Raw genomic sequence first — 20,339 nt, forward strand, 5'->3', positions numbered from 1 at the left:
GGTAACGCCTGGCCCGGTTGATAGTTTAGGTTTTAACATAACTGCTTTCTTTTTTAATAACACAACATCTATAGCCGCGCCTACTGTTAAGTAAGTGTGGCTTTTTTACGCCGATTAACTATAAATTGCAACATGTCTGCCAATAAACATACCCCAAGCTCCAAACACTGGAAAGTACTGAAATCCGAACTCGTTTTTGATGAGAAATGGTATAAGCTGCGCCGTGATGAAGTAGAGTTACCCAACGGAAAGATAATGGACGACTATTATGTGAGCGTTCGCCCGGATGTGGTGCTTACTTTTCCGGTAACCGAGAAAGGCGACGTTATTTTTGTTCGACAATACAAGCATGCGGCTGCCAATGTGTTTATAGAACTACCGGGTGGTGTAATTGATGATCACGAAACTAACCCTGAAGAAGCGGCCAAGCGCGAAATGCTGGAAGAAACCGGTTACACTTCTGATGACGTGGAACTGGTAGCCGAAGTAATTGACAACCCCACCAAAGACACGAACAAAATCTATTTTTACCTCGCCCGCAACGCCTACAAAATAGCAGATCAGGACCTCGATGAATCTGAAAGTATTGAAGTGCTGCATGTTCCAATTCAGGAAGTAGAAAGTATGGTGCTCAGCGGACAGATTAATGTGTCTGGTTCTGTAGCGTTGTGTTTGCTGGCGCTGCGTAAGATGGGGGTGTAGTTAGTGATTGGGATTATAGGTGTAGCCGAAGGATCTTATGTGTCCATTTTCCTTACACTATTGTCATCCTGAGCATTCTTGAGGCGCGAGTCGAAGAGAGCCAGCGTAGCTGTGAAGGATCTTATGTGTCCTATAGTTGATATTCTTTCCAACTTGAACCGAGCTATAGTTTCAAACCACTTCTATTCCTGGGAGCTCTAATTATCTATAGTTTCAAGCCAGCTTTGGTGCTCTCGGGCCGAGCGGCCCCGTTTTCCTGTTCAGCGCTGTGTACATTTCCTTTTCTCGTACCTCGAAATGCCTGCGGCACCAGAAATCTACAAGGCGCCTCACAGAAAAACTGTGATCTTTCGCATAGCAACCGCCTAACTATAGTTTGAATCGGTAAGCTTCGAGTTTTATCGTGGTTGTATTTCTGTAGGGACAGGTCGCGACCTGTCCGCTCGACTGGCTGTAACTATAGAACAATAATGCTAACTATAGCAACAGCAGAAAGTCCCCCTTTGAAGGGGGCGAAGGGGGATGTTAAACTGTACCAGATCTCTCACGCTGTTCGAGATGACAAAATGAAGAGGAAAGACATAAAGCTCCCCGCCTTGGACTACCGAGTAGAGATTTCGAAGGTAGCGAGCGTAGCTCTGAGGGGTTGGGGGTGGTTGGATAACGCTAACTATAAAACCATACCCTAAACCCGACCCAACCTCAACTACCTAATTTCCCCGAATCCCATCCACTTAAAAAATACTTTCATAAAAATAAACTTTGTCTGTACATTAAATGTATATACATTAAATAATTTGTATCTTTGTACTCTGGATAAAAGAGCAACACCGAAAACATTTAAGATGACGAATACAGATAATAAGATCGAGATAAACGAACTGATAAAACAGCGTTGGAGTCCGAGAGCGTTTGACAGCAAACCGGTAGAGGAGGAAAAACTGGAAGCTTTGTTTGAAGCCGCACGTTGGGCAGCATCTGCCATGAACGAGCAACCATGGCGTTTTGTGTTCGCTACCAAAGATAACCCGGAAGCTTACGAAAAATTACTGAGCACATTAGTAGAAGCAAACCAGGTTTGGGCACAGGAAGCGCCAGTATTGATACTGAGCGTGGCAAAAACCAGCTACAGCAACTTTGATAGTCATAACCCTCATGCCTGGCACGACACCGGTTTAGCAACTGCAAACCTGGCACTACAGGCTACGGAGCTTGGCCTTAACCTGCATGTAATGGGGGGATTCAGTGTCGGCAAAGCACGAGAAGTGTTAGGCATTCCGGAAGGATATGAACCAGTAAGTGTAATTGCGTTGGGTTATCAGGGCGATGCCGATCAGTTACCGGAACCCCTGAAAGAACGCGAAACTGCCCCCCGTAGCCGCAAGCCGCTACAGGAAATAGTTTTTAACGGCACCTGGAATTAATTAAACCCAGCTAAACGATGAGCAGAAAAATAATTCATAAAGCGAACACGAGAGGCCGAGCTAACCATGGCTGGCTCGACTCGCACCATACTTTTAGTTTTGCCGGTTACCACAACCCCGAACGCATGAACTTTGGGTTACTGCGTGTGCTGAACGATGATATTGTTGCACCGGGCATGGGCTTTGGCGCGCACCCGCACGATAATATGGAGATCGTATCGATACCATTATCAGGAGAACTGGCGCACCAGGACAGCACCGGAAACAAAAAGGTAATCCAGACCAACGATGTACAGATCATGTCGGCAGGAAGGGGTTTAACGCACTCTGAGTTCAATAACTCTAAAACTGACCAGGTAAATTTTCTGCAGATCTGGATTTTCCCGAAAGAGCGGAACATAACCCCACGGTATGAGCAGAAAACCTTTAACCCAGCTGACCGGCAGAACAAACTACAGACAGTTGTATCGCCGGAAAAGGATGCAGCAAGTATCTGGATTAACCAGGATGCCTGGTTTACGCTTGGTACGTTAAAAGCTGGCTTTTCGGAAGATTATAAACTGCATAAAACAGGCCATGGCGTGTATGCTTTTGTGCTGGAAGGAGAAGTAGAAATAGACGGCGAAAAGCTGGTCAAACGTGATGGTATGGGCATTTCGGATATAGAAACTATAACTATAAAAGCTACTTCAGATGCCGAATTGCTGCTGATGGAAGTACCCCTGAACTAATAAATACCTTTGGCTAAAAGTGGAATCCCCGGTTATCCTATAGCCGGGGATTTTTTTTGAGTACGTGTGCCACCCTATAGTTTATATAAACCTGCCCACTATAGCAGCCGTTATTACAGAACCACACACACAAAATAGCTATGGAGCAGGAACAAACTACATTACTTAAAGATTACTCACAGCAGGAAAAAGGAGCCTATTTCGGGGCACTTGCTATTATGGCTTCCGCCGATGGTAAAACAACCGACGAAGAACTCAGCTTTTTACAGATGATGGCCGAAGCTGCCGAATTACCACAGAATGTACAGCAGGAGGTAGCCTTAATTGCCAAAAATCCTGATAAAATAAACCTGGAGAAATGCCTGGATGTGCTTAAAACAAGCCAGCTCCGTTTCTCTTTTGTAACCGATATCATCAGTTTTGCCAAAGCCGATGGCCAATACACACAAGACGAACAGCAACGCATTCAGGAAGTGGCCGATTACCTGGGCATAGATCATAAACAGTACAGCATTTTAGACCAGTTTGTAGATAAAGCCGACGAAGCAAAACAGCATGGAGAAGACCCTACCTCACAAGCTTATATGAGTAAAAGTGGTTTTGGAGATATGTTTAAGAACGCAGGCATCTCTCCGGGTATGGTAACTGGTATGCTAGGCATATTGGCTCCGATTGTACTATCCAGTATGATGCGTCGTCGTGGACGTGGTATGATGGGCGGCATGGGCGGAGGCTTGCTGGGAGGTTTATTAGGGGGCGCCATGGGTGGAGGTGGAATGGGCGGAATGCGTCGGGGTGGCGGACTCGGCTCTATCATATCCATACTCGGCGGCCTGAACGGGCGTAAAGGCTACGGCAACATGAACTCCGGCGGACTTGGTGGTTTACTGGGCGGCATTTTAGGAGGTGGCAAACGCAGAACTTCTGGTTGGTAGTTTTTATGATCAGTATTTACTGATTTATAGAAAAGGGAGATGATGTTGATAGGTCGTCTCCTTTTTGCTTTTGATGGTAAGCTGACTTCTGATTTTATAGTTCGGGTTATCCAACCCACCCCCAACCCCTCAGAGCTACGCTCTCTACCTTCGAAATCGCTTCTCGGTAGTCCAGGCGGGGAGCTTTTCTGCCTTTTACTTTGTCATCTCGAACAGCGTGAGAGATCTGGTACATTTAACCCACCCCTGCCCCTCCCAAGAGGGGAATTTCTGCTATAGTTATAGTTTGCTTTATATTCCTGTAGTTACAGTCTATCCACGGACAGGTCGCGACCTAGCCCTACAAAAGTAGATTGTAGAGACGTAATATTTTACGTTACAAACAACTTCAACTATAGAACGGTAGCTAGGCTCCTTCCACTGTTCTTAGGGGAAGGTTGGGAAGGGGTAAATTCTTCAACTATAGAACAATTAAGATTTTTCGTCTAGCGCTCGGGATGACAACGGCGAAACTATAAACGAATCTGATATAATTGTGAAAACAAAGCAAATCCACACATTCAAGTTGCACTACATTTTCTAAAACCCAAAATCCGGCAAATCCAGAATCTAACCGAAAACTCCATTGTACCATAACAGCATTTACTTGTAGTTTAAAAAGTAACTGTTGTCGTTTGCACCATTTTCAGGTGCTAATCTCTTAGTTATCAACAACTATTCTTTCCGAAATAAGTAAATAATCTACTCCCTTGTTGTGCCTCCTTTCAATTGCGAGACCCAAATAATACAACAAGACCTATTTTAGTATCAGACCTTTATGAAGAAAATAATAGAAGAGAAAGTTGTTCTGAACGGTAAAAAAGTGCCTGCAGCTGCTACCCCGCAAACACAGCAGGAAATTGCCAACGACTTTTATAAGCAGACCCTTACGCTCCTGAAAGATAGCCCTACACCTTACTTGCTTGGTGGCGGCTATGCCATGTTTGAGTATACCGGCATTGTGCGCGACATGAAAGACCTGGATATTTTCTGTAAGCCGAGCGAATACCAGTACCACCTGAAATACCTGAACGATAAAGGCTACCAAACCGAAATTACCGATGCGCGCTGGCTGGCTAAAGTGTTCCAGAATGGCTATTACATAGATATCATTTTTGATACTGTGAATAATATTTGTACTGTAGATGACTCGTGGTACGAACATGCTGTAAAAGGGAAAGTATTTGGGATACCGGTGAAATTCCTAGCGCCGGAAGAGCTGATCTGGTGTAAGATATATGTGCAAAACCGCGAACGTTACGACGGAGCAGATGTAAATCACCTGTTTTTACGTTATGGCAAAAAGCTCGACTGGAAACGACTTTTCCAGCGAATGGATCAGCATTGGCAGCTGCTTTTCAGCCAGATCATCAACTTCCAGTTCGTGTATCCCGCCGACCGCGACATTATCCCGCGCTGGTTATTTGATGAATTGATGCAACGAGCGCAACACCAGTATGAACTGCCGGCTTCGTTGGAGAAAGTGTGCCGTGGCCCGATCATCGACCAGACCCAATACAAAACCGACATTACGGAATGGGAGTACAAAGTGGTAACTATAAAAACCATTTAGGCTGATGGATAAAAAAAAGAAGAAAACACGCGTTGCGGCGATAGGTGATATACACGTGCGCGATACGGACAAAGGCAAATGGGTGGAGTTTTTTAAGGGGGCATCGGCAGATGCAGATGTACTGTTGATTTGCGGCGACCTGACCGACCACGGCCGTGCCAGCGAAGCCGAGATTCTGGCAGAAGAGTTGCGAGCTTGTTCTATACCTGTGGTGGCTGTGCTGGGTAACCATGATTACGACCACGATGAGCAGGACGAGATCAGGAAAGTACTGGCGCAAACCGGCGTAAATATGCTGGATGGCGATATGGTGGTGCTGGAGGGAGTTGGCTTTGCCGGGGTAAAAGGTTTTGGCGGTGGCTTTAACCGGTCTATGCTGGCTATGTTTGGAGAGCCTATGATGAAGCAATTTGTACAGGAAGCGGTTGATGAATCGCTGAAATTGGACGGAGCCCTCTCGCGACTGGAAACAGAACACCCGGAAGTAGAGAAAATTGCCGTTCTGCATTATGCGCCAATTGCAGCAACTATAGAAGGCGAACCCGAAGCAATTTATCCTTTCCTGGGGTCGTCGAGGTTAGCTGAGCCGTTGGAGCGACGGCAAGTGTTGGCAGCCTTTCATGGGCATGCACACGTAGGTACCTTGGAAGGGGCAACCGCTAAAGGCGTGAAAGTGTTTAACGTAGCAAAACCACTGCTGCAGAAACTTGAAAAGCCTATGCCATACTTTGTGCTGGAAGTATAAACTATAAAATAAAGAGAGCGGCCACTTGCAAAACAGGTGGCCGCTTTTGCTTTCATCATACTTGTCGTTATTTTTAGCAGACATTACCTCTACACTCATGAAATTCAGAAACCACCTCTACCTGCTTTTTATACTTGCACTTGTATCGTGCACCGAAAGGCAAACACCTGCCACTACAAACAGTGCTGAATCAGCAGCAACGAAAGTTTACTACCCCGGCAAAGACAATAACTGGCAGGAAAAGAAACCAGCCGAAGTGGGAATGGATGCGGCCTTGTTACAGCAGGCAGTGGAGTGGGCTAAAACACAGGAAACTACCCAGATCGAAAAAGACTTTTCTACACAAAGAGAGATCTTCGGAGAGCCGCTGGGGCCTTTGCCAGCGACTCGGGCTAACACAAACGGTATCATCATAAAAGACGGGTACATTGTAGCGGAGTGGGGCGATACAAAAGCCGTTGATCCGACTTATAGTGTGGCTAAAAGTTTCCTGTCAACTATACTTGGCTTAACTATAGATAGAGGGATGGTCCAAAGTATAAACGACCCTGTGGGCAAGTATGTAAAGGATGGTGGCTATGATTCGGAACATAACAGTAAAGTAACCTGGGAGCACCACGCCCGCCAGACCAGCGAGTGGCAAGGCGAAATGTGGGGCAAGAAAGATGATTTTATAGGTAAGGAAGCCTTTGGACGTGGAGAGCGCAAACCACGCGAGTTACAAGAGCCGGGCTCATACTATGAGTATAATGATACACGTATCAACCGTTTTGCCTTGTCGTTGTTGCGCTTGTGGGAGAAACCATTGCCAGAAGTGCTGGAAGATGAAATAATGGACCCGATTGATGCGTCTGAAACATGGAAGTGGGTGCCTTACCGCAATTCTATAGTTGAGATAAAAGGCAGGCAGATGCCATCGGTAAGTGGCGGCACACGCTGGGGCGGCGGCCTCTGGATAAACACACGCGACGAAGCACGTTTCGGTTACCTGTTTCTGCGCAACGGCCGCTGGAAAGACAAGCAACTGATATCGGAGAAGTGGGTAAAAGAAGCGACAACATCACGTGGCGCTGTCGGCCCTGACTACGGTTATTTATGGTGGCTGAATACCGAAGGCAAAGCCTGGCCCGATGCTCCCACTACCAGTTACGCAGCCCTGGGTGCCGGCCAGAATACCGTGTGGGTAGACCCGGAACACGACATCGTTATAGTCTGGCGCTGGCACAACGGTAATCCGAATGAGTTAATTAAGCGGGTGCTGGCAGCGGTGAAGGGATAGGGGCTGGTTGTTGATAGACTATAGCTAGGGAACATAATCTTAGCAAATAGGAGTCTGTCCCCTCAAGGGGACAGACTGCCTTTAAGTAGCTTAATCTAAAAGTTTCATATTCTCAGTTTACTCGCGCTATAGTATAATCAAAACCGCTTCAACTGACTTTTCTGAAAAGTCCATTCCGGGGTATAGAGCGGGCCTGTAAAAGTGGTGCTGTACCAGGGACTTAATTCCGGGTTCATCGGGTTTTTCAGGATCTGTATTTCCTGGGCGGGCATGTAGCTTTGTGCTAATAAGAAGAGCTTTTCACCGCTGTGCGCATTAACTGCCATGTCTACAACTATAACCGCATGACCGGGGCTTCCGCCTTTAATAAACACATCACCAATTTGTATTTCAGCTAAAGTCACAGGCTTCATTTCTTTTTCCAGGGAGAGCGTGCCTGCGTAGGTAAAAACAATTTTCAGGTAATCACGGAACGAACTATAGTTTGTAGCTGGCGCTGCTTTCTTCACCCAGTTTACTTCATTGCCTTTCACGTTTATTTTGTAGCCTTGCTGCCATTTGCTATAGTTTGCGGTAAAGCCGTTGGTAAAGTTAAAGTGAATGTCGTTGTAGCGTTTTTGCTCAAAAAAGTATTCAGCACGTAATCGCATCACGGCATCAGCGCATTGCTGCAGGTCATAGTTGCCGACATCAATATCCAGCACTGCATCATACACATCGTCGTTAGGCTTTACTTTGCCATTATAGTAATGTACATCTGCGCCATGGGGCTTCAGTTTGAAGTTCTGTAGATAAGCCGCAAAAGAATTATTAGCAGTTTTAACTCTTGAAAAGCCTGTTGGGGCAGGAAATCTCTCTGCTATAGTCTTACCTTCGGGATTAACCTTTACTTCTATCTCAGCTATAGTTTCGGAAGGCTTTTCCTTCACCTGTTCCGCATTGGAGTTGCAGGAAGTGAGTAGTAACAGAAGTACAGGAGTAAGGTAGCGCTTCATAGGTAGATCCTTTTAAGGAAGATAATATTTAATCATCTATATAGCAACGATTTTTAAAGACCTCGCAGTGTACGGAGCTCCTGCGAGCGTCTGGTTTAAGATAGGCTGTTGCTTCGTAGCATCAGACGCTCGCGGGTCATAAAAACGCCACGAGGTCTGTTAAAACAAAAGCGGCTACTCCGTATGGGGCAGCCGCTTTTTATGGTTCAAAATTTAAGCCTCTTAGTGACGGCAAGTGCAATGCTCACCGGCAATACCTTCGAAGCGAGTATCAGTGCCTTCGTGCCAGTCGAATGCGGTGGCGGTGCGGCTGTTTTCCCACCAGAACTTGCCCGGCTTGGTGTTATAGTTGCCTATCTCAGCCATCGTTGCGGCATCGTACAGGCGGCCATTCACCATTGTGTACTTCACATGCTCGGTGTTCTGGATGTTCTCCAGCGGGTTCTGGTCTAACACGATCAGGTCAGCTAGTTTGCCAGCTTCTAATGAGCCGATCTCTTTGCCCATGCCAATGTACTCAGCACCGTTCAGGGTAGCAGCACGAAGCGCTTCCAGGTTGGTCATTCCGCCTTGCTGCAGCATCCATAGTTCCCAGTGCGCGCCTAAGCCCTGCAACTGTCCATGGGCACCCAGGTTTACTTTTACACCCGACTGCGCCAGTTTTGTAGTTGCCTCTGACGTCAGAATATGGCCGTTGTCATACTCTTCGTCAGGCACCAAGGTAACACGACGCGAGCGGCCATCTATGACAGAACGTGGCGTAAATTTCAGGAGGCGCTCTTTATCCCAGGCGTTGGTTTTCTGGTACCAGTAGTACTCACCGGAGTTACCTCCATAGTTCACGATCAGGGTAGGCGTGTAACCGGTTTCAGAAGCTTTCCATACATCCACCACATCTTTATAAAGCGGTGCAACTGGTATATTGTGCTCAATACCAGAGTGGCCATCCAGGATCATGCTCATGTTATGGAAGAACGTAGAACCACCTTCCGGTACCACGGTCATGTCAAGTTCGCGAGCCGCCTGAATTACCTGCTGGCGCTGCTCGCGGCGTGGCTGGTTGTAACTCTTCACCGAGAAACCACCCACTGCTTTAATACGGCGCAGGTGCGAACGGGCATCATCCAGGCTGTTGATCACGGCTTTAAAGTTGCCATCGGCACCGTAAAGTATAGTTCCGGTAGAGTAAATACGCGGACCAACCATCGCACCAGCTTTTACAGCTTCAGATTGGCTGAACACCATTTCAGTAGTGGATGACGGGTCGTGCGTGGTAGTTACGCCGTAGGCCAGGTTTGTGTAGTAAGACCACTGCTTCTGCGGGCTCATGCCGTTACGGAAAGTGCCTAAGTGTGCATGCACATCAACCAAACCAGGCATAATCGTTTTACCGGCTGCGTCTATCACTTTAGCATCTTTAGGTACAGCTATTCCTTTTCCAACAGCAACTATACGGTTTCCTTCTACCACTATAGTTCCGCCTTCAATCACTTCGTCGCCTTTCATGGTAATGATGCGCGCATTCGTGAAAGCTACTTTACCTTCCGGGGTATCAGTTTTCAGCACCAGGCCGATCTTCGTACCAGTAGTGTCGATAGCAGGAAGTTTATCCGGAGCACCTTCTACAAAAGCGAAACGGTTCTTAATGTCGTTAGAGAAATACTCATCACCTAATACCCAGTTCACTTTCTTGCTGTCGCCTGACCAGTGGATGCTGGTACCGGCATCGCGTGTAAAGCGGGCTACCGGAACAGCTTTGGTCTCAGCGCTCAGCTCCATGCCTGTACCATTGGCAGTGAACGGTACCACATAGCCATTGAACAACTCCACAAATGCCAGCCATTTGTTGTCCGGGCTTGGGTAGAACTGGTCGGTATACTTGGATGTATAGTGTGTCTGCTCTTCTTTTCCGTTCAGGTCTACGCTCTTAAAAGCAGATTTACCACCTTCGTAACCTGTAAAGAAAATACGGTCAGATGTAGCATTGAACTGCGGCGAAGAACCGCTTTTCTGCACGAATGTCGGGTTCTTGCCTTCGGCCGTCATGTAGTAGATACCACGCTCGTTGCCGTGCGCGTAACCCATGTGGTTATTGCCGCCTTCTTTGTTGTATACTATAAACTTACCGTTTGGCGAGAACGATGCGTTAGTATAAAAACCTTTCTCAGATGTAAGCTTAGTTGGTTTAGCGTTCTTCTTGTGAATGTCCAGCTTCATCAAAGCACTATAGTTATCGTCGTTCCAGGTGGAGTAAACAATGTGCTTACCATCTGGTGAGAAGGCTGGATAGAACTCGAAATCAGCACCTTTGGTAATGCGCTCCGGCTTTCCGTTCGGTAGTTCTTTCTTGTAGATATGGCCGGCAGCGTTGAATACCAAAATCTTACCATCCGGAGAAGTTACCGCATGGCGGATAGCTTTGGCTGCAAACTCTTTTGGAGAAACCCCACCGTTCTTGCTGAAATCGTGGCGAACGGCATCAGCGATGTAATGCGTGGAAGTAGCCTCGAAAGGAATATTGGTTACTTTCTGGTTGGCTACATCAATCTTGTTGATCTTACCGTTGGCCCAGTAAACGATGCTTTTGTTATCAGGCGTCCAGGAGAAAGAAGGATATACGCCAAAGATCGCCCAGGATTCCTGCTGGTCTTTGCTCAGGTTATCGGTTAGCGGCCATTGCTCGCCGGTTTTCAGGTCCTGTACAAACAGCACCGACTTGGTACGCACACGACGCACAAACGCAATATGCTTGCCATCTCGGGAAATAGTCGGGCGAACCGAGCCACCGTTACCGGTAACTATATTTTCAATCTCACCTGTGTTACGATCTACTCTGCGGATAACATAGATCTGTCCGTTCGGGTCTTTGTTGTATTCAAAGGTAGAGCCGCCGCTCATGTCTTCAGAATAATAAACATACTTACCGTTTGGCGAAACAAAAGGCTCACCGGCATCCTGCTGGTCGTTTTTGCGCTTGGTCAGCTGCACGCCTGCACCACCACTTCTGTGGTACATCCACATTTCGCCTGCACCCAGCGAGCGGGTGTTGGTAAAGTGTTTACGCGCAATCAAATACTGGCCATCCGGTGTCCAGACAGCATTATTCAGTAGTCGGAAGCTCTCGGTAGTGATCTGTTTAGCATCAGAACCATCGCGCTTCATGATCCAGATATTGTCGCCGCCACCTGCATCCGAAGTAAAGGAAATGAACTTGCCATCCGGGCTGAAGCGTGGTTGTACTTCGTAAGGTCGGCCAGTGCGTAGCAACTTAGCTTTCCCACCTGAAATCGGCATGCTATAGATATCGCCGAGCATGTCGAACACGATCTCCTTGCCGTCCGGACTTACATCCAGGCTCATCCAGGTTCCTTCGTCGGTTGTTACGGTAATTTCTTTTTCGGTGCTGTGGGCAGCATCCACAGTCCACTTTTTGTCATCTTTTTTGTCCTGGGCCAGGGTGGTGCTTACAGGCAAAGCAAGCGCCGCTGCCAGAAACATACTCAGATAAGTACGTTTATTCATGGTAGGGTGAAATTGATTGGTTAGTTGTTACCCAAAGATAAGAATTATGCCCGGAAATGGGAATGGATGTACAGAGTTGATTTAGGTAACTATAGAATTATAGTTCAGAACCTTAGTCTGCCAATTCTATAGTAACGGATGCCCGAACCGATTACTATAAACTCGCTCCTGTTAATTTTGTAAGCCGATGTAGGTATAAGGTAGAACTGCTGGTGCCGCCCGGTGTGGGTATTGCGTAATGGTTTAACAGTTGACTTGCCATTGGGTGGTGCTATAGTTACAATTACGGGCTCTTTTAATACGGCTCTCGGACTAGCCATTATGATCTCGTTCTGCTCGTTATAGTTGTATTCAAAATCCAGGTAGAGCAACTTTACGGAGTCCTGCACTGTGGTAGCAATATAGGACCCAAGCCGCACTTGTCTGACCGAACCTGACTGGTGTTTATTGGCACTGGTTGTATAAATGGCACGTCCGTTTTCATCAAAAGCCACTACTAAAATGTCGTCGGTGTGGTGAGTCGGAATAGGCCTGTTGTTATCAATGGCGTACACTTCGCCGAGAAGCACCATTTTGTTGTTGGTAAGCGGAAGCAGGTGCTGTAACTGCATTCGGCGCAACCGTTGGCTATGGTCACCATCTGGTTTATAAGCTTTATAGTTGTGCAGAAAAAGACTGTCGATGGGGTCGTAACGGAGCTGGTAATTACGGAAACGGCCTTTCGGAAAGCGGTAATAAAAGGTGCCGGTTGGTTCTGGGAAAAGACTAGCGACAAACGGAGCCGGTGTTGTTACACCAGCAATAACAAGGTCGCCGTTTGTGGCGGCCATTTTAGCTTGTAACGGTCGCTGAGCCGTGCTGCCAATTGCCTGAACCGAAGTACGTCCATTACGCCCCCCGAAACGATACAGGTAAAAAGCTGACTCCGGGGAGTTAGTTGCCGGCAGTTTTGAAAGTATAAAAGTTGTGCCATTATCTTCCAGGTGCATTTCGGTTATTTCACCTTTTATAGGTAGCGTTACGGACCACTGAGATTTAAACGAACCGTAGTACGATGCAACTATAGTTTGCTGTGGCTCTGTTTGCTGCTGCAACACCAGTAGCAGCCGCGGGCCTTTTGCTTTGGTATGAACTATAGTTTGGGCAAGGGTAGTAGCCAGTTCGTGTATTGTTGGCATGTAATTGCCATTCGCATCTATCTGCTGGGCATAGATTATCTTTCTATATTTTTCAGTTACCGATGAGATGAGATAGACCTGGTTATTTAGTAAAACGAGTGCTTCGGTGTCGGCACGTTTCCCGTCGGGGCTAAGCGGGGCAATAGCAACAGCCCAGGTGCGTTGGTACTGCTGGTCGTAGCGCTCTAAGGTGAGCAGGTTGTTTTCGGTGTAAACGGTGTAAAGCGAATTGCCCGGACCTATGCCTAACACCTGCAACTGGTTCAGGTTGCGGGCGTCGTGCTGTATAGCCGGCCCCCATTTTATAGTTGGTTCTTGCGCCAGTAAAGGAAATGTGTAGAGGAGTATGACGAGTAAGAGTATCCGTTTCACCATGCTGCCTGCTTCAAAAATTCTTCTCCTATGTATCTGTACGATAGCTATCTATAAAAAGAACTAAGATTTTTAAGATTTGATGGATGACAGGATCAGGCTGATGCGGTTGAACTATAGTTTTAATACATCTTTAAATGATTGAATGACTGTTAATTATAAGCCCGAAAAAAAAGAGATGCAAAACAGTCTTGCATCTCTCTTGTGAAATCAATCCAGAAAAATCTCTTTATCCTGGTTTAGCCTAATCCTAAAATCCTTCGAATCTTAAAAGTTTAAAAAATCTTAGTTCCTTACTGTACCTGAGCTTTGTCCACCCTGGTTGGGGTTTGCTTGCCGAAAACGATGTCGTAAGAGCCAAGTGCTATGCCTTTTATCATGCTGGTCAGGTGAGCCATGTCCAGCATTTCGAACTCATCATTCACTGTGTGGTAGGTTTCGTCTTTGTCTATCTGTACGGATGAAATGGTATGTGCCGGAACGCCTAAACGGGCCAGAGTAGCATTATCGGAGCGGTAGAAAAGGTTCTGCTTAGGGTACGGATCCGGGTGAATACTATAAGCTGTACCTTGCAGTCGTTTTTGAATCAGTTCACCAAGGTTCGATTTTTCAAAGCCTGTCAGGTACGCGCTGTTCGGTCCGAATTGAGACGGTTTGCCAACCATTTCGATGTTGAACATGGCCACGATCTGATCCGGGTTGAACTGCTCTGAAAAGTGCCTGGAGCCATAGCCGCCGATCTCTTCAGCAGCAAAAGCTACAAAAAGTATGGTGCGCTCCGGCTTGCGTTGTTTCTTATAAAAATCGGCCAGCAACATCATGGCAGTTACCCCGGATGCATCGTCGTCAGCGCCATTGGCTATGGTATCGCCGTCTATCGGTTTGTGTGTGCCAATATGGTCGTAATGGCCCGAGAAAACAACGAACTCATCTTTACGCTTACCTTCTATCATGCCTGCCACATTGGTCAGTTGAAGCTCTTCTATCTTGTTCCCGATCTCAATATCATAGTTCTGCAAAGCTGCCTTATCCGTCAGAATAAATACTTTGCTGGCTCCTTTTCCGGTTTCCTGCACAATGCCGCCGCGCGTAAGGTAGCGCTTATAGCTGGCAAAGGTTTCGGCATGTTTTGGGTGCACCAGTACAATGGCATCTTCCTGCATCCGGTACACATGCATCATAGCATCGCGTGGGTTCTCGCTTTCAGTAATGGGTATAATTCTGCGTTCGTCGGTGTCGGCTTCCCATTCCAGTTCTTTATAGTTGGTGCTGGCAAATACGTTTTCAGCTTTTACTTTTTCACCTTCAAGTTTTACTTCCAGTTCCTGTGGCGTTACCCGGTACACCGTAAAAGTTTGCTTAAAACTGTCGGAACCGGGTAGTGGCTTCAGGTTCGATTTTTTAAACTCCGAAGCGATAAAGTCTGCCGCTTTTTCTCCGCCGGGCGTAAAAGAAGCACGGCCCTGCATGTCGTCGGCGCTCAGGGTTTTAACCAGGCGGGTAGCTTTTTCCTGGGTTATTGGTTTCAGGTTTTGTGCCAGTGCACCACCCGACAAACACAGCAGTACTACAGGTGCCAGAAACAGATTTTTCTTCATAGAAAAGGTTAGTTATTGTTTACTAAATAAAGGTTGCTAATTTGCTTGCAAGCTGAGGCTTTTTATAAAGCAGAACACCAATATACACTATTTATGGATACAGGCTCTAAAGTAAACTGGCTAAAATTGCTGCAGTATACGGTGTTGCTGGGCATTATCCTGTATGTGGGGCGTTCGTTGTTTGTGCCGCTCAGCTTTTCGCTGCTCATTAGTTTTGTATTGTACCCGATATGCCGCTGGCTCGAAAATAAAGGCATGCCACGCTGGGCTGCCATTGCTGTCTGCCTCTCGGTGCTGGTTCTGCTATTTGGCGGACTTGCCTGGCTGCTCATAAACCAACTGATGCGGCTGGTAGAAGAATGGCCAAACTTACAGTTTAAACTGACAGCTGCCATTCGGGATGTAAGCCTGCTGCTGGAACAAAACTTTGGGGTGAAAGTGGCGCGGCAAACCAACTGGCTCGAAAGCATGGGGAACAATGTAGCCGCCAATTTACTGAACATAGTAAAAGATGTGCTCTATACCTCGGTGGTGTCGGTGGTGTTGCTGGTGCTGATACCATTATATGTAGCGCTTATATTGTATAACCGCGAGCAACTGGCCAAAGCGCTTTATTCCCTGTTCTCCCGGAGCGAGCATCACAAGATCAAAACCATTCTGCACGAAACCATCACCACCTACTATAATTTTATAAAAGGCATGGCCATCGTTTACGCTATAGTTGGCACGCTGAACACCATCGGGTTGCTGATATTAGGTGTGCCGCATGCTTTGTTTTTCGGGGTGGTAGCTTCTATTCTTACATTTATACCTTATGTGGGCATAACTATAGGTGCTATTCTGCCAATGGCGGTGGCCTGGATAACCTACGACTCGTTCTGGTACCCGGCTGGGGTGGTATTAGTTTTTGCTGTGGTGCAGTACCTGGAGGCTAACCTGATATTTCCGTGGGCGGTGAGTTACCGTTTGCAGGTTAATATGCTTTTTACGTTGCTGGCTATAGTTGCCGGTGGCATACTCTGGGGAGCTTCCGGCATGATCCTGTTCATACCGTACCTGGCCATCTTAAAACTGATAGCCGACAAGCACGAAAGCATGCGATCGGTGTCGTTGTTTCTGAGTGTTAGCGATACCAAACTATAGGTTATCTTGCTTTTGCGCCAGCCACTCTTTTTTCAGCAGGCTGTATACTTCCAGGTCGTGGTAGTGGCCGTTCAGTAATTCGCCTTCACGCTCGGTGCCTTCCAGTGTAAAGCCAAGTTTAATGGGTATGTTGCGGCTTTTATAGTTCTTAGGTGCCACTTTCAGCTGGATGCGGTTCATGTTCAGTCCTTCAAAAGCGTATTGCAACAGCCTGATGCAGCTCCGGAACATTATACCTTTGCCTTGCTGGTGATCGCTCAGCCAATAGCCGATCTCCACTCTCCTGTTAAAATATTCTATTCCCTTAAACCCGATAAGCCCGCACACACAGTCTTCAAACACGATCACAAAAACCTTATCCGAAGTACTGTTAACTATACTTTGCAGGTAAAATGCGGTATCAGAAACCTGGCGGGTAAAATCTACAAAGGGCAGCCACTCGCGCAGGTAAGGGCGCTGTGAATTTATGATGTTGAATAAAGCCGGGGCATCGTCGGGTGTAGCCACACGCAGGTACAGGTCCGGGGCAATGGTCAGTATCGTTTCTGCTTTGTAAGAGATCATCGTTTACTAGGTACAGGTTTTTAGTGGTTTCGGTTGTAGAATGCTTGTAAACAGGTAATTATGTTTAAAAGTTATGCAATTGCGTATAGTTATAGTAGATCTGTTTTACATAAAACAACCAGCATCATGAAAAAAACTTTACTGATTTCAGGGATAATATTACTGACCATAGCCCCACTTACGCAAATGTTGGCACAGGATGATGATCAGCCAAACCTAAGGCTGGGTGCCAAAATTGGCGCAAACCTGTACAGCATTTCAGATGATCCCGGCCTGGTGGACGATGACACCGGGCTTGGCACTGAGTTCGGCATTTACGGACGCATCGGCGACAGATTTTATGTGCAGCCGGGCCTCGACTTTGTAAGCTATAAAGCACACGTTATCCGCACCGTACAGCCAAGGCCCGACGAGCGCGATGCATTTGTAGCGCGATACATGCGGGTGCCGGTGCTTATTGGTTACCGGAGTACGTATGATGGCAGCGTGTTGTCGCATATCCGGTATTTTGCCGGACCGTCGTTTGCGTTTAATGTAGGCGTAAAGGATAATAACCTGGCCCTCCGCCGGAAAGATGTACGCAATGCGCAGTTCGCGTTAAGCGGTGGCCTTGGGTTCGACGTGCGTTTCCTGGCTCTTGATGTGACCTATCATTATGGTATAAGCACAGTGCTGAACGATGATGACGCAGAAGGGAAAGGCCGGGCACTATCGCTAACGTTAGGGTTTGCTTTCTGATGTTGAACTATTTTAGTCGCTTTCTTCGAGAGTAAAGATATCTTCTACTTTCTGTTCAAACACCTTGGCAATTTTCAGGGCCAGCACAGTAGAGGGCACGTATTTGCTCAGTTCCATGGCATTTATAGTTTGTCTGCTCACGCCTATTTTTTTAGCCAGATCTTCCTGCGTCAGGTTATGGATTGCCCGTTGCACTTTTAGCGTATTCTTCATGCGTAAGAGGCGCTTTTGGTGCGGTACAATATAAAGTTAAATCTGATCAGGAAGATGAGCAGCAGCGTGAGTATGTTTAAGAGCAACACCTGGAAAAACGCAGTACCATAAATAAACACCACCGAAAATAACAGGAAGCCATAGTTGATGTATGTCGCCCAAAGCAACGACTCCAGCCTGATCTGCGAAATGTATTCGTCTTCGTCCTTCTCGCGGGAGAACGCAGCCAGCAAGCCACCAACTATAGCCGTAATGGCAACCAGTTCGTCTGCTATGTTATTTCGGGTGAGCATAAAAGCTTTGTCAGGTTCAAAAATACCGCTGTCGTACAGGGCAAAAACAGTGGCTTCCAGGTTAAACAGGTCCTGGTCAGAGAGTATCATAAGTATGCCAGCTACAAGCGATGGCACCAGCAATATCCAGCCCAGCATCTTATACCGGTTCGGGAAAAGGTAACGTGTTTTCATGGTTTTTATGAGTATATGTAAAGTATACTTTACAAAAGTAAAGTTTGTTTTACAAAAGTCAAGTTTATTTTACTTTTTGTTTGTGATATTTTACAATTTATTGAGTAGAAGCTTGCTATAGATGGGTAAACTATAGTTGCGGAAGAGTAAAATGCAGGCCTTAAGCAGATGTAAAAACTAATTAGCCGTATAGTTGTTGGAAGGAAAAACTATAGTTGGAAACACTCGACATACTTATAATTGGCGGAGGCCCCATTGGCTTAGCCTGCGGATTGGAAGCAAAAAATGCCGGCCTGAATTACCTGGTCGTGGAGAAAGGCTGCGTCGTGAATTCGCTGTTCAACTACCCGCTCAACATGACCTTTTTCTCTACTGCCGACAGGCTGGAAATAGGTGGGTATCCATTCCCGAGCATCCATCCAAAACCAAACCGATCCGAAGCGTTGGAATATTACCGCAAAGTAGCCGATACCGGTAACCTGAACCTGAATCTCTTTGAGGAAGTGCTCGCTGTAACTCCGGAAGCAAATGAACTATACCTGGTGAGTACGAGCAAAGCGAACTATAAAGCAAAGCATGTTATAGTTGCCACCGGCTTTTACGATATCCCGAACCTGTTGCAGATAAAAGGGGAGGAGCTACCTAAGGTGCGCCATTATTATTACGACCCTCATTATTACTATAAGCAGAAAGTGCTGGTAGTGGGTGCCAACAACTCAGCCGCCGACGTAGCCCTGGAAACTTACCGCAAAGGTGCCGAAGTAACGATAGTGGTGCGCGAACCGGAACTGGGCAGCATTAAATACTGGACAAAGCCCGACCTTGAAAACCGCATTGCCGAAGGTGCTGTGAAAGCGTACTTCAGTTCCAGGTTACTAGAGATACGGGAAGAGGAAGTGGATATTGAAACCCCCAATGGGGTTGTAACTATAGGTAACGACTTTGTAATGGCCATGACTGGCTACCAGCCAAACTTTACCTTCCTGAAAAAGCTGGGAATAGAGTTGAGCCACGATGCCCTGAAACACCCCACCCATAATCCCGAAACCATGGAGACCAACATGCCACGCATTTACCTGGCCGGTGTGGTATGCGGCGGCATGGATACCCGCGTCTGGTTCATCGAAAACTCCAGAATACATGCCGAGAAAATTGTGCAGCATATAACCGGTAATCTATAGTTAGCTTCCTCAAACACCTACTATCATCAACTTAAGCACAACTGTCATCTCGAGCGTAGCCGAGAGATCTTATATGTCCTACTGGTGTATAAGATTCCTCGACTAAACTCAGTTTGATACAATCAAACCAAAACCCTTAACTTGACGACATTGAATCTTTTTAGGACACTTCGAAAGACACCTTTAATAGATTTCTCACAAAGTTCGAAATAACAGTAATGGTGTGTATATTAGGAAACTTAAAACCAGTTAATTACTGAAAATCCTCTTTTGATTTGGAAGGTCTTGGTCGGCTGGAGTTCTGGCGACTATCGTAGTGGCGGCCGCCTTTGTTTTTAGGTTTTTGCTGGCTTTTAAAAGTGCTGCCGCCGGCTGTCAGGCTTATTACCGTAGCTATTTCTTCTGCTGTCAGTTCGCGGTACTCGCCGGGTTGCATGTCGCCTATAGTTAGCGGGCCAATACTAGGGCGTATAAGTCTTAAAGTCGGGTAACCCACAGCGGCTGTCATGCGGCGCACTTGCCGGTTCATGCCCTGCGATATCTTAATTTCAACCCAGGTGGCTGGTATCTCTTTCCGGAAACGAATAGGAGTGGAGCGCTCCCAAACCTGCGGCTCTTCCTGCAAAACGCTGGCTTTGGCTGGTGCCGTTTTTACGCCTTTTATAGTTACGCCGCGTCGCAGTTCTTCAAGGGCTTCTTCAGTTGGCAGGCCATCTACCTGTACCCAATACGTTTTCTCTATCTTAAATTTAGGGTCGGATAGACGATGCTGTAAGGCTTTATCATCTGTTAGCAACACCAATCCTTCGCTGTCATAATCCAGCCTGCCTACCGGGTATATGCCGGGTGTTTTTACGTAATCTTTCAGGGTAGCACGGCCAGTTTCGTCCGTAAACTGGGTTAGTACTTCGTAAGGTTTATTAAGGAGTATGTACTTCAA

General features: G+C 46.8%; 18 protein-coding genes. 10 read left to right on the forward strand and 8 right to left on the reverse strand.

Features of this window, described 5'->3' with window-relative positions; genetic code table 11:
* Positions 1 to 132 precede the first annotated feature (132 nt).
* From ABS362_RS05580 to ABS362_RS05610, 7 genes are all read left to right on the forward strand, one after another.
* On the forward strand, positions 133 to 702 hold the full coding sequence (locus ABS362_RS05580; RefSeq protein ID WP_350411360.1) for an NUDIX hydrolase: 570 nt from the start codon (positions 133 to 135) through the stop codon (positions 700 to 702).
* A gap of 845 nt (positions 703 to 1,547) precedes the next feature.
* Entirely contained in the window at positions 1,548 to 2,126 is a 579-nt protein-coding gene (locus ABS362_RS05585; RefSeq protein WP_350411361.1) for a nitroreductase family protein, read from the forward strand.
* 17 nt (positions 2,127 to 2,143) lie between these two features.
* Positions 2,144 to 2,857: a pirin family protein gene (locus ABS362_RS05590; protein WP_350411362.1), complete on the forward strand. Its 714-nt coding sequence runs from the start codon at positions 2,144 to 2,146 to the stop codon at positions 2,855 to 2,857.
* A gap of 140 nt (positions 2,858 to 2,997) precedes the next feature.
* Positions 2,998 to 3,792, forward strand: a complete 795-nt coding sequence (locus ABS362_RS05595) for a tellurite resistance TerB family protein (protein ID WP_350411363.1) — start codon at positions 2,998 to 3,000, stop codon at positions 3,790 to 3,792.
* Positions 3,793 to 4,609: 817 nt separating this feature from the next.
* A complete protein-coding gene (locus ABS362_RS05600) occupies positions 4,610 to 5,404 on the forward strand; it encodes a nucleotidyltransferase (RefSeq protein WP_350411364.1) in 795 nt (264 codons plus the stop codon).
* A gap of 4 nt (positions 5,405 to 5,408) precedes the next feature.
* Positions 5,409 to 6,149, forward strand: coding sequence for a metallophosphoesterase family protein (locus ABS362_RS05605; RefSeq protein ID WP_350411365.1), 741 nt, complete (start codon positions 5,409 to 5,411; stop codon positions 6,147 to 6,149).
* A gap of 97 nt (positions 6,150 to 6,246) precedes the next feature.
* Complete coding sequence (locus ABS362_RS05610; protein ID WP_350411367.1) at positions 6,247 to 7,428, forward strand: serine hydrolase domain-containing protein; 1,182 nt, start codon at positions 6,247 to 6,249, stop codon at positions 7,426 to 7,428.
* A gap of 137 nt (positions 7,429 to 7,565) precedes the next feature.
* Here ABS362_RS05610 and ABS362_RS05615 read toward each other — a convergent pair whose 3' ends face one another.
* From ABS362_RS05615 to ABS362_RS05630, 4 genes are all read right to left on the reverse strand, one after another.
* The gene (locus ABS362_RS05615) at positions 7,566 to 8,423 is read right to left on the reverse strand and encodes a DUF4846 domain-containing protein (RefSeq protein ID WP_350411368.1); all 858 of its coding nucleotides are present in this window, start codon (positions 8,421 to 8,423) and stop codon (positions 7,566 to 7,568) included.
* Positions 8,424 to 8,645: 222 nt separating this feature from the next.
* Complete coding sequence (locus ABS362_RS05620; protein WP_350411369.1) at positions 8,646 to 11,945, reverse strand: amidohydrolase family protein; 3,300 nt, start codon at positions 11,943 to 11,945, stop codon at positions 8,646 to 8,648.
* A 104-nt stretch (positions 11,946 to 12,049) separates the two neighbouring features.
* Complete coding sequence (locus ABS362_RS05625) at positions 12,050 to 13,498, reverse strand: hypothetical protein (protein ID WP_350411370.1); 1,449 nt, start codon at positions 13,496 to 13,498, stop codon at positions 12,050 to 12,052.
* A gap of 290 nt (positions 13,499 to 13,788) precedes the next feature.
* A complete protein-coding gene (locus tag ABS362_RS05630; protein WP_350411371.1) occupies positions 13,789 to 15,093 on the reverse strand; it encodes a M20/M25/M40 family metallo-hydrolase in 1,305 nt (434 codons plus the stop codon).
* A gap of 93 nt (positions 15,094 to 15,186) precedes the next feature.
* Here ABS362_RS05630 and ABS362_RS05635 point away from each other — a divergent pair, with 93 nt between their 5' ends.
* Positions 15,187 to 16,236 (forward strand): AI-2E family transporter, encoded by a 1,050-nt coding sequence (locus ABS362_RS05635; RefSeq protein ID WP_350411372.1) that lies wholly within the window; start codon positions 15,187 to 15,189, stop codon positions 16,234 to 16,236.
* On the opposite strand, the gene ABS362_RS05640 is transcribed toward ABS362_RS05635, so the two are convergent.
* Positions 16,231 to 16,800 carry a GNAT family N-acetyltransferase gene (locus tag ABS362_RS05640; RefSeq protein WP_350411374.1) on the reverse strand — a complete coding sequence of 190 codons (570 nt, stop codon included), beginning with the start codon at positions 16,798 to 16,800 and terminating at the stop codon, positions 16,231 to 16,233. The two genes, ABS362_RS05635 and ABS362_RS05640, sit on opposite strands and share 6 nt — an antisense overlap.
* 126 nt (positions 16,801 to 16,926) lie before the next feature.
* On the opposite strand from ABS362_RS05640, the gene ABS362_RS05645 reads away from it, so the two are divergent.
* Positions 16,927 to 17,538, forward strand: a complete 612-nt coding sequence (locus tag ABS362_RS05645) for an outer membrane beta-barrel protein (protein WP_350411375.1) — start codon at positions 16,927 to 16,929, stop codon at positions 17,536 to 17,538.
* A 12-nt stretch (positions 17,539 to 17,550) separates the two neighbouring features.
* Here the strand turns inward: ABS362_RS05645 and ABS362_RS05650 are convergent, their stop codons facing one another.
* The gene (locus ABS362_RS05650) at positions 17,551 to 17,751 is read right to left on the reverse strand and encodes a helix-turn-helix transcriptional regulator (RefSeq protein WP_350411376.1); all 201 of its coding nucleotides are present in this window, start codon (positions 17,749 to 17,751) and stop codon (positions 17,551 to 17,553) included.
* Positions 17,748 to 18,218, reverse strand: coding sequence for a hypothetical protein (locus ABS362_RS05655; protein WP_350411377.1), 471 nt, complete (start codon positions 18,216 to 18,218; stop codon positions 17,748 to 17,750). Before ABS362_RS05655 ends, ABS362_RS05650 begins: the two co-directional genes overlap by 4 nt.
* Before the next feature lie 215 nt (positions 18,219 to 18,433).
* On the opposite strand from ABS362_RS05655, the gene ABS362_RS05660 reads away from it, so the two are divergent.
* Positions 18,434 to 19,399 carry a YpdA family putative bacillithiol disulfide reductase gene (locus tag ABS362_RS05660; RefSeq protein ID WP_350411378.1) on the forward strand — a complete coding sequence of 322 codons (966 nt, stop codon included), beginning with the start codon at positions 18,434 to 18,436 and terminating at the stop codon, positions 19,397 to 19,399.
* Positions 19,400 to 19,652: 253 nt separating this feature from the next.
* On the opposite strand, the gene ABS362_RS05665 is transcribed toward ABS362_RS05660, so the two are convergent.
* The gene (locus tag ABS362_RS05665) at positions 19,653 to 20,339 is read right to left on the reverse strand and encodes a pseudouridine synthase (RefSeq protein ID WP_350411379.1); all 687 of its coding nucleotides are present in this window, start codon (positions 20,337 to 20,339) and stop codon (positions 19,653 to 19,655) included.

This window comes from Pontibacter populi (genome assembly GCF_040278685.1).
GTDB lineage: Bacteria > Bacteroidota > Bacteroidia > Cytophagales > Hymenobacteraceae > Pontibacter > Pontibacter populi.

Bases quoted from the DNA above. Each gene is read 5' to 3' on its own strand.
- ABS362_RS05635 (WP_350411372.1), top strand. From the start codon at position 15,187: ATGGATACAGGCTCTAAAGTAAACTGGCTAAAATTGCTGCAGTATACG.
- ABS362_RS05650 (WP_350411376.1), bottom strand. From the start codon at position 17,751: ATGAAGAATACGCTAAAAGTGCAACGGGCAATCCATAACCTGACGCAG.
- ABS362_RS05585 (WP_350411361.1), top strand. From the start codon at position 1,548: ATGACGAATACAGATAATAAGATCGAGATAAACGAACTGATAAAACAG.
- ABS362_RS05610 (WP_350411367.1), top strand. From the start codon at position 6,247: ATGAAATTCAGAAACCACCTCTACCTGCTTTTTATACTTGCACTTGTA.
- ABS362_RS05625 (WP_350411370.1), bottom strand. From the start codon at position 13,498: ATGGTGAAACGGATACTCTTACTCGTCATACTCCTCTACACATTTCCT.
- ABS362_RS05580 (WP_350411360.1), top strand. From the start codon at position 133: ATGTCTGCCAATAAACATACCCCAAGCTCCAAACACTGGAAAGTACTG.
- ABS362_RS05600 (WP_350411364.1), top strand. From the start codon at position 4,610: ATGAAGAAAATAATAGAAGAGAAAGTTGTTCTGAACGGTAAAAAAGTG.
- ABS362_RS05630 (WP_350411371.1), bottom strand. From the start codon at position 15,093: ATGAAGAAAAATCTGTTTCTGGCACCTGTAGTACTGCTGTGTTTGTCG.
- ABS362_RS05620 (WP_350411369.1), bottom strand. From the start codon at position 11,945: ATGAATAAACGTACTTATCTGAGTATGTTTCTGGCAGCGGCGCTTGCT.
- ABS362_RS05645 (WP_350411375.1), top strand. From the start codon at position 16,927: ATGAAAAAAACTTTACTGATTTCAGGGATAATATTACTGACCATAGCC.
- ABS362_RS05615 (WP_350411368.1), bottom strand. From the start codon at position 8,423: ATGAAGCGCTACCTTACTCCTGTACTTCTGTTACTACTCACTTCCTGC.
- ABS362_RS05640 (WP_350411374.1), bottom strand. From the start codon at position 16,800: ATGATCTCTTACAAAGCAGAAACGATACTGACCATTGCCCCGGACCTG.
- ABS362_RS05655 (WP_350411377.1), bottom strand. From the start codon at position 18,218: ATGAAAACACGTTACCTTTTCCCGAACCGGTATAAGATGCTGGGCTGG.
- ABS362_RS05595 (WP_350411363.1), top strand. From the start codon at position 2,998: ATGGAGCAGGAACAAACTACATTACTTAAAGATTACTCACAGCAGGAA.
- ABS362_RS05590 (WP_350411362.1), top strand. From the start codon at position 2,144: ATGAGCAGAAAAATAATTCATAAAGCGAACACGAGAGGCCGAGCTAAC.
- ABS362_RS05605 (WP_350411365.1), top strand. From the start codon at position 5,409: ATGGATAAAAAAAAGAAGAAAACACGCGTTGCGGCGATAGGTGATATA.